The 13,827-nt window shown below is 71.0% G+C and carries 10 protein-coding genes and 1 pseudogene; 5 read left to right on the forward strand and 6 right to left on the reverse strand.

Annotated elements, in window-relative coordinates; all coding sequences use genetic code 11:
• From AC27IO_RS13380 to AC27IO_RS13390, 3 genes are all read right to left on the reverse strand, one after another.
• The coding region (locus AC27IO_RS13380; RefSeq protein ID WP_498739202.1) for a ChaN family lipoprotein at positions 1-452 on the reverse strand (452 nt) is incomplete at its 3' end.
• Between the two features lie 167 nt (positions 453-619).
• Positions 620-1,975 (reverse strand): heavy metal sensor histidine kinase, encoded by a 1,356-nt coding sequence (locus tag AC27IO_RS13385; RefSeq protein ID WP_317354479.1) that lies wholly within the window; start codon positions 1,973-1,975, stop codon positions 620-622.
• On the reverse strand, positions 1,962-2,660 hold the full coding sequence (locus AC27IO_RS13390) for a heavy metal response regulator transcription factor (protein WP_284431105.1): 699 nt from the start codon (positions 2,658-2,660) through the stop codon (positions 1,962-1,964). The genes AC27IO_RS13385 and AC27IO_RS13390 overlap by 14 nt, the downstream gene beginning before the upstream one ends.
• Before the next feature lie 163 nt (positions 2,661-2,823).
• Between AC27IO_RS13390 and AC27IO_RS13395 the strand changes: the two genes are divergently transcribed.
• The 3 genes from AC27IO_RS13395 to AC27IO_RS13405 all read left to right on the forward strand — a co-directional run bounded on the left by AC27IO_RS13395 (position 2,824) and on the right by AC27IO_RS13405 (position 5,226).
• Positions 2,824-3,192 (forward strand): aldo-keto reductase family protein, encoded by a 369-nt coding sequence (locus AC27IO_RS13395; RefSeq protein ID WP_284431106.1) that lies wholly within the window; start codon positions 2,824-2,826, stop codon positions 3,190-3,192.
• Positions 3,193-3,283: 91 nt separating this feature from the next.
• Positions 3,284-4,474: an aldo/keto reductase gene (locus AC27IO_RS13400; protein WP_284431107.1), complete on the forward strand. Its 1,191-nt coding sequence runs from the start codon at positions 3,284-3,286 to the stop codon at positions 4,472-4,474.
• 26 nt (positions 4,475-4,500) lie between these two features.
• Positions 4,501-5,226, forward strand: coding sequence for a formylglycine-generating enzyme family protein (locus AC27IO_RS13405; RefSeq protein ID WP_284431108.1), 726 nt, complete (start codon positions 4,501-4,503; stop codon positions 5,224-5,226).
• Positions 5,227-5,573: 347 nt separating this feature from the next.
• Here the strand turns inward: AC27IO_RS13405 and AC27IO_RS13410 are convergent, their stop codons facing one another.
• Positions 5,574-6,266, reverse strand: a complete 693-nt coding sequence (locus AC27IO_RS13410) for a nitroreductase family protein (protein ID WP_498739203.1) — start codon at positions 6,264-6,266, stop codon at positions 5,574-5,576.
• A 332-nt stretch (positions 6,267-6,598) separates the two neighbouring features.
• Here AC27IO_RS13410 and AC27IO_RS13415 point away from each other — a divergent pair, with 332 nt between their 5' ends.
• Positions 6,599-10,192 carry a ribonucleotide reductase barrel domain-containing protein gene (locus AC27IO_RS13415; RefSeq protein ID WP_498739204.1) on the forward strand — a complete coding sequence of 1,198 codons (3,594 nt, stop codon included), beginning with the start codon at positions 6,599-6,601 and terminating at the stop codon, positions 10,190-10,192.
• A gap of 52 nt (positions 10,193-10,244) precedes the next feature.
• Here the strand turns inward: AC27IO_RS13415 and AC27IO_RS13420 are convergent, their stop codons facing one another.
• On the reverse strand, positions 10,245-11,621 hold the full coding sequence (locus AC27IO_RS13420) for a sigma-54-dependent transcriptional regulator (protein WP_317354468.1): 1,377 nt from the start codon (positions 11,619-11,621) through the stop codon (positions 10,245-10,247).
• Positions 11,618-13,417, reverse strand: a complete 1,800-nt coding sequence (locus AC27IO_RS13425; protein WP_317354466.1) for an ATP-binding protein — start codon at positions 13,415-13,417, stop codon at positions 11,618-11,620. The genes AC27IO_RS13420 and AC27IO_RS13425 overlap by 4 nt, the downstream gene beginning before the upstream one ends.
• A gap of 124 nt (positions 13,418-13,541) precedes the next feature.
• On the opposite strand from AC27IO_RS13425, the pseudogene AC27IO_RS13430 reads away from it, so the two are divergent.
• Positions 13,542-13,827, forward strand: a pseudogene (locus tag AC27IO_RS13430) (hypothetical protein); the annotation flags it as partial.

Genomic DNA, 13,827 nt, shown 5'->3' on the forward strand with positions numbered 1-13,827 from the left:
GGCACGCCGGCCCGCACCGCGGCCATGGCCACCGGGCCGTACTGCGCCCACGGCCAGGCCGCCGCGTTCCAGCCGAGCGCCTGCTGCACCTGGCCTTCAGTCGCGTCGCGGGGCAGTCCGTCGGTGGCCCGCCCGCTGTCGGCCATCTCCATCACCAGCGCCGCCAGCTGTCCGCGCGCGGCGAGCCACTGCACGGCCTCGCGCTCCAGCGCCTGGTGTTCGGGGGCATCGTGCTGCTCGCCGATCAGCAGCACATCGGCGGGCAGCAGGGCCTGGACCTGGGCGAGCCAGGGGGTGGGGGCGACAGGGTCCGGGGGCGCATGCGCGCAGCCGGCGAGCAGGGCCAGCAGCAGGGTGGCAGCGAGGCGGGGGCCTCTCGGCCACGGCGCGGGGCCGAGTCGATGGGCTGCATGCCGGGAAGGCGATCGGGAGGGAAACAGGGTGCCGTGCATGGGCGCATGCTAAAGCCATGCCCTGTCGACCCGCGCCTTTCCGCGGCGCGACCCGGTGATGCAACGGATCAGCGGCGGGGGTGGGGGGGGATGGCTGAGACCGTACGCCCGGGACGGTTGCGACGACGGCACGCAGCGCGGGCACGTGCGCAGATGCGGAGAGGTCGTCAGCCGACCGGCGCCGTCCCGAAGCGCATGCCGACCTCGGTGCCGTCGGCCGCCGAGCGCGCCCAGACATCGCCGCCGTGCATGCGGGCGATGGCCGCCACGATGGACAGTCCCAGGCCCGCGTGCATGCCCTCGCGGTGCCGGGCCGAGTCGCCGCGATAGAAGCGGTCGAACAGGCGAGGCAATGCGGCCTCGGGAATCGGTGGCCCCTCGTTGGCCACTGACACGCCGGGGCCGTCCGCACCGCCTGCAGCCAGCTTCACGCGGACGGTGCTGCCTGGCGCGGCATAGCGGCACGCGTTGCTGAGCAGGTTGGAGACGCCGCGCTGCACCAACCGTTCGTCCACCGGCAGAATGAGCTCGCCTTCCAGGGCTAGCCGCAGGCCCCGCTCAGCGGCGTCGGCCTCGTGGTACTCGAACAGTTCGGTGATGAGCAGACCCAGATTGCGTGGCGCATCCACACGCGCGCGCAGCCCTCCGTCGGCGCGCGCCAGGAACAGCATATCGTTCACCACCGAGGCCATGCGCCCCAGATCTTCCAGGTTGGACGCCAGCGTTCGCGCCAACTCGGGCGCCGCACGCGGTCGCGACAGCGCCAGCTCGGTCTTGCCGATGAGCGCGGTGAGCGGCGTTCTCAGCTCATGCGCCACGTCGGCATTGAAAGCCTCCAGTTGCGCGCGGCCCGCTTCGAGCCGGTCGATGAGTTCGTTGAACTGGTCTACCAGCGGCGCCAGCTCGGCACTGCGCGCCGACAGTTGCAGATGCGCGAGTCGCCGGCCTGCAGACATCGCCTGGGTCTGCCGGGCCAGTTGGCTCAGCGGGCGCAGGCCATGCCGCACTACGGCGAATCCGAGTCCTGCGCTCACCAGCGCCCCGGCCGCGGTGGCCAGGGCCAGCAGGCGCGCCAGGGTCTGCTGTCGCTGCTCGTCCTCTGCGATATCGACATCGAAGCGGCCCCGCAGCGACCGCTGTCCGTCAGCCGACCGCAGCTCGAAGCTGCGTGAACGCACCTGCGGCGACAGCGTGTGTGCTTCGTCGTGGGGATCGAGGTAGAACGCCGAGCCGTCGGGGTGCAGCAGTTGCAGCCGCGAGCCCTGGCGCTTGACGGCGTTGGTCTGCAGCAGGTGCAGAAAGTCCTGGTTCTCGGGTCGCCACATCGCGCTGGAGGTTTCCACCAGCTTCTGGACCTTGATGCCCAAGATGCGCGACTGGGCCTGCTCCTGCAGCGTCTGTACCCCCAGGTATACGACGACGGAAATCGCACCCAGCAACAGCGCCACGCCCAGGCCCAACTGCAGCGCCAGGCGGCGCACCACGGAATGCGGCGCCCGCCGGCGGGGCTCATGCGTCGCCATCTGCACCCCCGCGGAACTCCAGGATGTAGCCCACACCGCGCACCGTGTGGATCAACTTGTGGCGGAATGCGTCGTCCACCTTGGCGCGCAGGCGCCGCACCGCGACTTCCACCATGTTGGTGTCGGAGTCGAAATGGATGTTCCAGACGCGTTCGGCCAACGTGGTGCGGGTCAGCACCTGTCCCTTGCGGCGCAGCAGCAAGGACAGCAGCTGGAATTCCTTGGTAGACAGCTCAATACGGCGGCCTTCGCGGCGCACATTGTGCGCTGCCAGGTCCAGTTCCAGATCGGCGACGCGCAGCACGGTCTGCTCCTGAATGCTGGCATGGCCCCGGCGAATCAGCGCCTCGACCCGTGCCCGCAGTTCGGAAAAGGCGAACGGCTTGACGAGGTAGTCGTCCGCACCCGCATTCAGGCCCAGTACCTTGTCGTCCAGCCGGTCGCGTGCCGTCAGCATCAGCACGGGCTGCCCGCCCTTGCCCCGAATGGCGCGCAGCACCTCGAAGCCGTCGCATCCCGGCAGCATGACGTCCAGCAGCACCAGCGCATAGTTGCCACCCAGTGCCAGCGCCCGCCCGCTGGGGCCGTCGTGCGCCACATCGACGCGGTAGCCGCACTCGGACAGCCCCTGGTGCAGATAGTCGGCCACGCCGCGGTCGTCCTCGATCACCAGCACTTTGTGCACCTGTTTCACCTCCGGGCCGATTGTGCCTGCACCCCCTGCGCGTTGGATTACCAATCTGTAATCCGTTCGAGCGGCATCGGTCAGCTGCGTGCGGACCATGGGGCCCTGCGCGGCGCGTGGGGCGACCGCGCACCCCGCCCACCGTTTTTTTTGGAGTGCATCCATGGCCATCGTGACTCACCGCATGTCCACCCGCCGCACGTTCCCGCGCGGCAGCCTGGGCCCGGCCACGTTCCTGACGTTCGATCGATTGCCTGGCGCGCCCCGCTCCGATCTGTACGACGTCATCGGCCAGTACGTCAGCGCTGGTGCCAAGGTTGTGGACACCTCACCGCTCTACGGCAGTGCGCAGGTCACCGTCGGCGACGCGGGACTGCTGCCTGACGCGTCGCAGCGCGGGCACACGGCGCGCTACGTTGAAGCGCTGGCCGGCTTCGGCAAGGTGCAGTCGCTGCCCTGGTATCCCGACAAGCAGAACCAGTATCAGGGGCTGGTCCGCCGGGCCCAGGCGGCATTGCGAGCGCGGCGGTGAGCGCGCCGCGTCATCACTCCCCCCGGCTTTCGCGTCCGACCTCGAGTCGTCGCTGTTCGGACTTCGTCATTTCACCAAGGATCAAAACATCATGGACCGCCGCAACTTCCTGCATGCCGCAACCACTACCGCCGCCACGTTCGCCGGCCTGGCCGCCTCGCCCCTGGCGCGGGCTCAGGCGCCCGGCCTGTCTGCCGCGCTCACCGAGCGGGGCAGCGTCCTGGCTACGCGGGGGCCGATGACCGACCGGGCGCTGCCCCGCAATGCAGCGGCTGCTCCCGGGCAACGTTATCGGCCCGCATTCCGCTTCGGCCTGGGCGGCACGCAGATCGGCAACATCTTCGCCGCCCTCAGCGACGCGCAAGCGCAGGCTGTGTTGCAGGCCGCATGGGACGCGGGCGTGCGCCACTTCGATACCTCTCCGTTCTACGGCTACGGCCTGAGCGAATACCGGCTGGGCCACTTCCTGCGCGGCAAGCATCCCGACGACTACGTCGTGTCCACCAAGGTCGGGCGCATGCTTCAGGCCAGCCGCGGGCCGCTGCCCAATGCCGCGCTGTGGGTGCAGCCCGCGCCCATGGCGTATCGCTACGACTTCACGGCGGCCGGTGCGCGCCGCTCGGTGGAGGACAGCCTGCAACGGCTGGGCCTGCCCAAGATCGACATCGTCTACATCCACGACCTGTCGCCCGACAACAGCGAACTGCCAGGCACGTGGCGCGACCACTTCGCCGTTGCGGCGGGCACCGGCGGTGCCATGGGGGAGCTGGCCCGCATGCGCGATCAGGGGATGATTGGTGGCTGGGGTTTCGGCATCAACACGCCCGACGCCGCCGTGCTGGCCGCTGAATCGGACGTGCCGACGCCCGATGTGGTGCTGCTGGCCTGCCAGTACTCCATCCTCGACCACGAGGTGGCGCTCTCGCGCACCTTCCCGGCACTGCAGCGCAAGGGCATATCCGTGGTCGTCGGCACGCCGCTCAACGACGGCTTCCTGGGCGGGCGCAACCGGTATCACTTCAGCGACCAGATCCCCGCGGGCGCGGCCGACAAGCGCGCGCGGCTGGCGGTGGTGGCCGACCGGCACGGCATTGATATCCGCACGGCGGCGCTGCAGTTCGCGGCGGCACCGGCGGTGGTTTCGGCGATCATTCCCGGTGCCCGCGCGCCCGGCCAGGTCCAGGCCAACGTGGCGTCGATGCGTGTGACCATTCCCGCATCGTTCTGGGAGTCGCTGCGGCGCGAGGGGCTGATCTCGCGCCAGGCGCCGGTTCCCGCCTGACACCACGCCGGCCCAGGAGTGAACGGATGACAACACCGAAGGCAATCCTGCACGGCACGGCCTGCGCACTCTTTGCGGTGGCCGCACAAGGTCAGGACCGGGTGTCCGTTGGCGACTTCGCCATTGATCGACACGAAACCACCATCGCCCGGTTCGCCGAGTTCGCGCAAGCCACCGGCCGTGTCACCACGGCGGAACGGGAGGGCGGCGGCCACGAATGGGGCCGCGGCTGGGAGCGCCGCGCTGGCTGGAACTTCCGCCGCCCCTTCGGCGTGCCGCCGGTCAGCCCGCAATGGCCCGCCGTGCACGTCAACTGGCACGAGGCGCGTGACTTCTGCGCCTGGGCGCAAGGCCGCCTACCCACCCGCGCCCAATGGACGCTGGCGGCTTACACCGAGCAGGGCGCAGGGACTCGTGCCGGCTTCGTGCGGGGCCGCACCTACCCGTACCCGACCGGCGATTCGCCTGAAGGCGCCAACACCAGCGGCGCCGACGCCTGGCCGCGGCTGGCACCGGCCGGTGCCACGCGCGGTGGCGTCAACGCGCTGCACGACATGGGCGGCAACGCCTGGGAATGGCTGGCCGACCGGCAGGGCGATACCGCACTCACCGCCGGCGGCTCCTGGTGGTATGGCGCGGCGCAGATGCAGGCCGCGTCCATGCAATGGAAGCCGGCCGACTTTGACGTGGTGTACGTGGGGTTCCGCTGTGTCTACGATGCGCCCGTGCAGGGCGGTGCAAAGGCGCCCTGACAGGGCGGCGGCAGGCCGTTGCGATGCCATGCTGCCCCTGTGGCCGCACGGCAGCTTCAGTGCCTTCCAGAAATGACCCTTTCCTCGGCGCCTGACAGGTCGCCCTTGGGGTCGACATGTGGCCTGATGGGGGCTCCTGGCGTGGAGAACCTGGTGTTGTAGACGCTCCAAGTGTTATGCACCCGGAGCACCTTGTGCGCTGCGCCTTTGAAGTCCACACCGGCCTTTGGCGGGCCAGGGCCATGCCCTCGGCGGATTCCAGGGTCGATGATCGGCTGGCATGCGCGGGGCCTCGGGGGCCTGCGATGCAGGTGCCGCGCTGCCGGGTCCAGGCGCGCGGCTGCGCCTTACACCTCGGTGACGAACTGCTCGCGCGGACGGCGCACCTTGGCCAGCGGGGCCAGCCAGTCCTGCTCGGCCTGGCGGTAGCCCAGCGGCAGGATCGCCACGCTGCGCAGCCCGCGGGCGCGCAGGTTCAGGATGCCATCCAGCGCGTCGGGATCGAATCCCTCCATGGGCGTGCTGTCCACCGCTTCGTAGGCCGCGGCCATCAGCGCGGCGGACAGGGCGATGTAGGCCTGCCGGGCCGCGTGCTGGAAGTTCACCTCGGCGCCGCGCTGCGGGTAGGTCCCCAGCAGCATGTTGCGGTAGTTCTCCCAGCCTTCGTTCTTGAAGCCGCGCACCGCGTTGGTGTAGTCGAACATGGCGTTGATGCGTTCGGGCGTGTAGTCGTCCCACGCGGCGAACACCAGCAGGTGCGAGCCCTCGGTGATTTGGGCCTGGTTCCACGCGATGGCCTGGATGCGCTGGCGCACCTCGGGCTGGGTGACGAGCAGCACCTCGAACGGCTGCAGCCCGCTGGAGGTGGGCGCGAGCCGCGCGGCTTCGAGGATGCGCTCGACCTTCTCCTGGGGCACCTGGCGGGCCGGGTCCATCTTCTTCGTGGCGTAGCGCCACTGCAGGCGCTCGATCAGCTGGGTGGCATCGGGCCCGTGGATGGCGGTTTCGAGTTCGGCGGCCAGTTCGGCGGTGGGGGACATGGTGGATTCCTGAAAAGGAAGGGTGGGATGAAGGGATGGGCAGGCGTGCCACCGGGAACCGGGAGCACCTTGCCTGGAATATGGCGCCAACGGCCAGGGTGCATAAGCCCCGGCGCGGGAATCACAGCGTTTCGATCCAGGAAACAAAAAAACGCGGCAGCGCGCGTGCCGGCTGCCCAGGAGGGGCCGCCATCGCGCAGCCCTGCCGTGCATACACCCAGGCGCTTTCACCCTCTGAAAAACCCTCGCCGTCCTCGTTGACATTGGGCAAGCCGGGCGGCGGGCCACCGGAGTAAAACGGGGGCCTTGTGCACCGTGGAAGCCCCAGCGACATGCAACGCGACCCCTTCATCCCCGTGGCGTCCGACGCCACCCCCGTGCAGCCCATCAGCCTGGACGTGCTGCGCGAAAAGTACCTCAAGCCCGGTGAGACGGAGGTGCAGGACCTCTACCGCCGCGTGGCGCGGGCCCTGGCCTCGGTGGAGCCCGCCGCCGAGCGCGCGGCGCACGAGGCGCGCTTTCTCGCCAACCTGCGTGCGGGGGCCATCGGGGCGGGCCGCATCATGAGCGCCGCCGGCACCGACATCCAGGCGACGCTCATCAACTGCTTCGTGCAGCCCGTGGGCGACTGCATCCAGGGCATGGACGACGGCGGCTACCCCGGCATCTACGAGGCCCTGCGCGAGGCCGCCGAGACCATGCGGCGCGGCGGCGGCGTGGGCTACGACTTCTCGCGCATCCGGCCCAAGGGCGCGCAGGTCAAGGGCACGGCCTCGCTGGCCTCGGGGCCGTGCAGCTACATCAACGTGTTCGACCAGTCGTGCTCCACGGTGGAGAGCGCCGGCGCGCGGCGCGGCGCGCAGATGGGCGTGCTGCGCATCGACCACCCCGACGTGCTCGAGTTCATCACCGCCAAGCGCACCCCCGGGCGGTGGAACAACTTCAACGTGTCGGTCGGCGTGACCGATGCCTTCGTGCAGGCCGTGGCCGATGGCCAGCCGTGGGACCTGGTGCACCCCGCGCGCCCCGGCGCCGCGCTGCTGGCGCAGGGCGCGGTGCAGCGCACCGACGGCCAGTGGGTCTACCGCACCGTGCCGGCCCGCGATCTGTGGGACACCATCATGCGGTCGGCCTACGACTTCGCCGAGCCGGGCATCCTGTTCCTCGATGCGATCAACCGTGACAACAACCTGCATTACTGCGAGGCGATCGCGGCGACGAATCCCTGCGTCACGGCCGACACCTGGGTGCTGACGGCGGACGGCCCGGCGCAGGTGGCCGGCCTCATCGGGCGGCGGTTCGGCGCGGTGGTGGACGGCCGGGTCTTCTGTACGGAAAGCGAAGGATTTTTCAAGACCGGCCACAAGCCCGTGATCGCCCTGCGCACGCGCGAAGGCCACACGCTGCGCCTCACGCCCGACCACCGCGTGCGCCGCGTGGCGCGGCAGACCCGCTACGCCCAGTCCCTGGAGTGGACGGCGGCCGGCGACCTGCAGCCGGGCGACCAGATCGTGCTGCACGACCACCGCGCGCTCGGCGGATGGGACGGTGCGGGCACCGAGGCCGAGGGCTACCTGCTCGGCCTGCTCGTGGGCGACGGCACCTTGAAGGCCGACAAGGCGGTGATCTCGGTCTGGGCACCCGAATTGCGGCAGGTGGGCAACGGCACCGTGGCCTATGCCGCCACCGGTGCGGCAGGCATCGTGCAAGCCGCCGAAGCTGCCGCGGCCACGTTGCCCCACCGGTCTGATTTCAGCGGCTTCCAGCGCCCCGTCGGCACGCGCGGGGAGGCCCGCATGGCCAGCGCGGCGCTGTGGCGACTGGCGCACGCCATGGGCCTGCGGCCTGACCACAAGACGATCACGCCGGCCATGGAATGCGGCTCCTCCGCCTTCGCCGCCGGCCTGCTGCGTGGTTTGTTCGATGCCGACGGTTCGGTGCAGGGAGCCCAGGACAAGGGCGTGAGCGTGCGCCTGTCGCAAAGCGATGCCGATCTGCTGCGCACCGTGCAGCGCATGCTGCTGCGCTTCGGGATCGCCTCCACGCTGTACACCGGCCGCCGCCCCGCGCAGCACTCTGTGCTGCCCGACGGGCGTGGCGGCACCCGGGCCTACCCCACGCAGGCGCAGCACGAACTGGTGGTGTCCGGCGACAACCTGCAGGCGTATGCCGATCGCATCGGCTTTGCCGACACCGCCAAGGCCGCTCGCCTGGAAGCCGCCCTGGCGGGCGACCAGCGCCGGCTGAACCGCGAGCGATTCACCGCCACCGTGGATTCCATCGCGGCCGATGGGTGCGAGGACGTGTACGACGTCACCGTGGCCGACTGCCACGCCTTCGACGCGAATGGCCTGTATGTGCACAACTGCGGCGAGCAGCCGCTGCCGCCCTACGGCTGCTGCGACCTGGGGCCCATCATCCTCACGCGCTTCGTGCGCAACCCGTTCGGGCTGGCGGGCGCGCCGGCCTTCGATTTCGAGGCCTTCGAGCAGAGCGTCGCCACCCAGGTGCGCGCGCTCGACAACGTGCTGGACGTGACCTTCTGGCCGCTGGAGGCGCAGCGCGCGGAGTCGGCCGCCAAGCGGCGCATCGGTGTGGGTTTTACCGGCATGGGCAACGCGCTGGCCATGCTGTGCCTGCGCTACGACCGCGAAGCGGGCCGCGCCATGGCCGCGCAGATCGCCGAGCGCCTGCGCGATGCGGCCTATGCCGCGTCGGTGGCGCTGGCGCGTGAGAAAGGGGCGTTCCCGAAGTTCGATGCGGCCGGCTACCTGGCGCCCGGCACCTTCGCCAGCCGGCTGCCGCAGGCGCTGCAGGCGCAGATCCGCGAGCACGGCATCCGCAACAGCCACCTGCTGTCGATCGCGCCCACGGGCACGGTGAGCCTGGCCTTCGCCGACAACGCCTCCAACGGCATCGAGCCGCCGTTTTCGTGGACCTACAAGCGCAGGAAGCGCGAGGGCGACGGCCGCATGAGCGAATACGCCGTGGAAGACCACGCCTGGCGGCTGTACCGCGAGCTGGGCGGCGATGTGAATGCCCTGCCCGACTACTTCGTGAGCGCGCTGTCCATGCCTGCCGCCGACCACATCGCCATGATGGAGGCGGTGCAGCCCTTCGTGGACACGGCGATCTCCAAGACGGTGAACGTGCCGGCCGACTACCCGTACGAGGACTTCAAGGGCCTGTACCTCGCCGCCTGGCGCGCGCGGCTCAAGGGGCTGGCCACCTACCGGCCCAACACCATCCTGGGCGCCGTGCTGGAAACGCACGCGCCCGAGGCCGCGCCGGCCCCGGCCGCGCCCGTAGCGACACCCGCATCGGCCGCAGCCCCCATCGACCCCATGCGCACCGTGATCGAAAGCCGGCCCAAGGGCGCCCTGCCGGCCGTCGCCGAGAAGGTGGAGTACTGGACGCAGGAGGGCCACAAGACGCTGTACCTGGTGGTGTCGTTCCTGCCGGTGCCCAATGCCGGCGGCACGGGCACGGTGGACCGCGCCATCGAGTTCTTCATGCCCGTGGGGCAAAGCGGCGAATCGCAGCAGTGGATCACCTCCAGCATGCGCATGCTCTCGCTGGCCGCGCGCGGCGGCTTCCTGGAACGCGCCCTGAGCGACATGCGCAAGGTGGCGTGGGACCGCGGCCCCGTGCGCCTGGGCACGCGCCAGCGCGAGGACGGCACGCGCGTGCCGCTGTGGCACGACTCCGAGGTGGCCGCCATGGCCTATGCCATCCAGAACATCCTGGCCAGCCGCGTGCCCGACCCGGTGCAGCAGGTGCTGCCGCTGGACGAGCCCGAGGCGCCCATGGGCATGCCGCCCGCGATGGCCGGCAAGAAGTGCCCCGAGTGCGGCGCGCACGCGGTGATCCGCAAGGACGGCTGCGACTACTGCACGCAGTGCGGGCACCTGGGCACGTGCGGTTGAGGGGCGGGTAAGGGGCGGCTAAGGGGCGGGCAGGGCCGGTGGCCGGCGCCCGCTAGCGCAGGCCCAGCCGGGTGAGCTTCTTGATCAGCCCGGCGCGCGAGATGCCCAGGCGGCGCGCGGCCTCCGACTGGTTGCCCTGGGTGGCCTCCATCGCTTCCCGCACCATGCGGGTTTCCAGCTCGAAGATGGCCGCATCCAGCGCGCCGACGGGGGCGGCCGCTGCCGCATCGGCCGGGCCCGCATCCGGCAGGTGCGCCAGGTCGCCGCTGGCGAACCGCAACAGGTCGAGGTCGATGCGCAGGTGGCCCGGGGCGATGAGCGCACCGGCCGACTCCACCAGGGCCCGGAGCTGGCGCACGTTGCCCGGCCAGGGCTGCGTGGCGAGCCAGGCCTGGGCGTCGGGCGCGAACAGGGCCTGCGGCGCCACGCGGCGCAGAAAGTGCGCGGCCAGCAGCGGCACGTCCATGCCCCGCTCGGCCAGGGGCGGGATGCGCATCACCACGCCCTTGAGGCGGTAAAAGAGGTCCTCGCGAAAGCCGCCATCCTGGATCATGCCCTCCAGGTCGCGGTGCGTCGCCGACACCACGCGCACGTCGGCCTTCTTCATCTCGCGCCCGCCCACGGGCAGGAAGGTGCCCTCTTGCAGGAAGCGCAGCAGCTTGACCTGCATGGCGGGCGGCATCTCGCCCACTTCGTCCAGGAAGAGCGTGCCGCCGTGCGCGGTTTCCACCAGGCCCGGCTGGTCGCGGTGGGCGCCGGTGAAGCTGCCTTTCAGGTGGCCGAAAAGCTCGCTCTCCAGCAGTTCGCTGGACAGGGCGCCGCAGTGGATGATCGCGAAAGGGCCCTGCCGGCGAGCGCTGCACTGGTGCAGGGCGCGGGCCACCAGCTCCTTGCCCGTGCCGGTGGGCCCGAGCACCATCACGCTCACCGAGGTGCCGGCCACGCGGCGCACCATGGCGCGCAGCTGCTGCGCGGCAGGCGACTGGCCGACGATGCCCAGGTCTTCGCTGCCCTCGCGTGCGCGCAGCTCCCGCAGCTCTTCGTCCAGGCGGGATTTGTGCATGGCGCGCGAGACGACGAAGCGCAGCATGTCCGGGTCGATGGGCTTGGTGAGGAAGTCCCACGCGCCCTTCTCGGCGGCGCGCAGGGCGAGTTCCCGGTCTCCGTGGCCGCTCAGGACCACCACGACCGAGCCCGCGAACCGCCCGATCAGCTCCAGGCCCGCTTCGGGGTCCATGCTGGGCGGCATGGCGAGGTCGAGCAGCACCACGTGGGCGCGGTCCTGTCCGAAGGCCCAGGCCGCCTCTTCGCCGCTGCCGGCCACGGTGACCCGGTGGCCCAGTTCGCGCAGGAAGGAGCTGCCCAGCCGTTGGTAGGCGGGCTCGTCGTCCACCAGCAGGATGTGGCCCAGGGAGGGGGAAGGGGTCATGGTCGGTGGGGAGGAAAGGTCAGGGTGAAGCAGGTGCGCCAGGGCGGGCGCTCGGTCAGTGCGGCCGTGCCGCCGTGCGCGGCCATGATGCGTGCGACGATGGCCAGGCCCAGCCCGGTGCCGCCCGGGCTGCGCGAGGCGAAGGGCTGGAACAGCCGCTCGCGCAGCTCGGCGGGAATGCCGGGCCCGTCGTCACAGACATGCAGCCGCAGGCCGTCCTCGCCCGGCTCGGCATCCACGTGCACCCGCCGCTGGCCTGCGGCGGCCTGGGCGTTGGTGAGGAGGTTGGCCAGCACCTGGTCCAGCCGCGCGGGGTCGGCGTGCACGGGGCAGGGCTTGTCCAGCCCGGGCCCCAGTTCCACGGATGGGGCGTGGCGGATCGCCTGGCGCACCTGCTGCGACAGGTCGATGGCCCGCGGCTCGATCTGCCAGGGCTTGGCGTAGTCCAGCAGGTCCTCCGCCAGGCGCGAGATGCGGGCGATCTGCTCCTGCACGTCCTTGCGGACCTCGGCCGGGGTAAAGGCCGTGGCCATGGCGATCACGTTCAGCGGGTTGCGCAGGTCGTGCGCGACCGTGGCCGCGAGCGAGCCCAGTTCGGCCAGGCGGGCCTGCAGCTGCCGCTCGCGCTCGCGCTGCTCTGCGGCCGCGGCGTTTTCCACCTGGCCCGCCGCCTGCACGAGCACGGTGCCGAACAGCTCCGCCAGGTGCCGCTGCCCGGGCGGCGCCTGCTCGAAGCCGTGCAGATGGGCTTGCCACTGGGCGCCGTCCTTGCGGCAATGCACCGTGGGGGTGTGCGGATCGGGGGCGAGCGAGGGGCCCGTGACGACCCGCACGGCCACGCCCATGCGCTGGGACAGCAGCGAGGCGGCGATGGACGAGAGTTCGCCGAGCGATTGGGACGTGGACAGCGCGCCGCGCCAGGTGTCCAGGTCGTGCGCCGTGGGGGTGCCGCCGGGGTAGACCAGGCGCTCGGCCAGCCGGCGCACCGGCCCGCTCCAGGCCAGGCAGGTGGCGGCCACCACGGCGGAGGTGAGCCAGCGCGACTCCACCGGCAGCAGCAAGGTCAGCGGCACGGCCAGCAGGCCCAGAAACAGCACGATCGCCCAGGCCAGGGCCCGCCGCGCCCAGGCGTTGGCCATGAAGACCCGGTAGCGCAGGATGCCGTAGACCAGGATCAGCGGGTAAGCGGGGAAAGCCAGCACCTGCCAGGGGTACTGGGGAATGCGCAGGGCCGCGAACGCGTAGCCCGAGATGCACATCAGCCCCCAGCCGCACGAGAGGGCCACGGCCGCGATCTGCCGGCGTTCGGTGGCCACCCGCGTCTGCCAGAAGGCCTTGGCCAGCACCAGCAGGCCCGCGCTCGCGCAGGTGGCCCAGACCAGGCTGGTGGTCCATCCGGCCGCATTGGGCACCACCACCCACTGCACGCCGGTGAACGGCGGAAAGTGCTCGAACGCGCCCGGCGGCACCCACCAGGACAGCGCGGTCGCGCCGCACGCCGCGCCGTAGGCCAGCCGCAAGGCCCAGGGCCGCAGCCGCTGGCCCGTGAAGATGGCGCAGAAGTGCAAGAACGCCGCGGACGTGATGGGCACCGTCGCCAGCAGGGCCATGGCGAAGGGCGCGGTGCCGATGCCGGCCCAGTTGGGCAGCTCGTTGCCCACGATCCACAGCCCCACGCCGAGCAGGAAGACGATCAGCAGCCGGGCGCCCGCCACGTGCTGGGCCCACAGCCACAGCACGCCGGACAGGGCCAGGGTCTGAACGAATGCCAGGGCGAGCGCGATGTGAATGGCCATCCGGCACTGTAAACCGAGTCGACAGCGCGCCCGCCGCAGCTGTCTACCGCGTTGACAGGTGGATTAAAAAACCGTTTGAAATCAACGGTCTGTGTGCTGGCACGTGCCCTGCAATACAGAAGGCATGAAGACCGCCACACCCCCCCTTGTGCCCCGCGATGCCGATGCCCGTGCCCCTGCCGAGGTGCCGGCGCCCCTGGACCTGGCCGCAATGCTGGGCGCGGCGCAATGGCACCGGCTGTCGCCGGCGATCCGCCGCCGTTTCGCGGCAGGCCATGCGCCGGTGCGCTACAGCGGCGCGCTGGACGTCCGGCGCTCCCGCATGGGTCGGTGCTTTGCCTGGGCCTCGCGCCTGCTGGGCGGGCCGCTGCTGGATGCCGACGAGACCGGCGTGCCTGCCGAGGTGCGGG

Source organism: Acidovorax sp. KNOB132, from assembly GCF_057541515.1.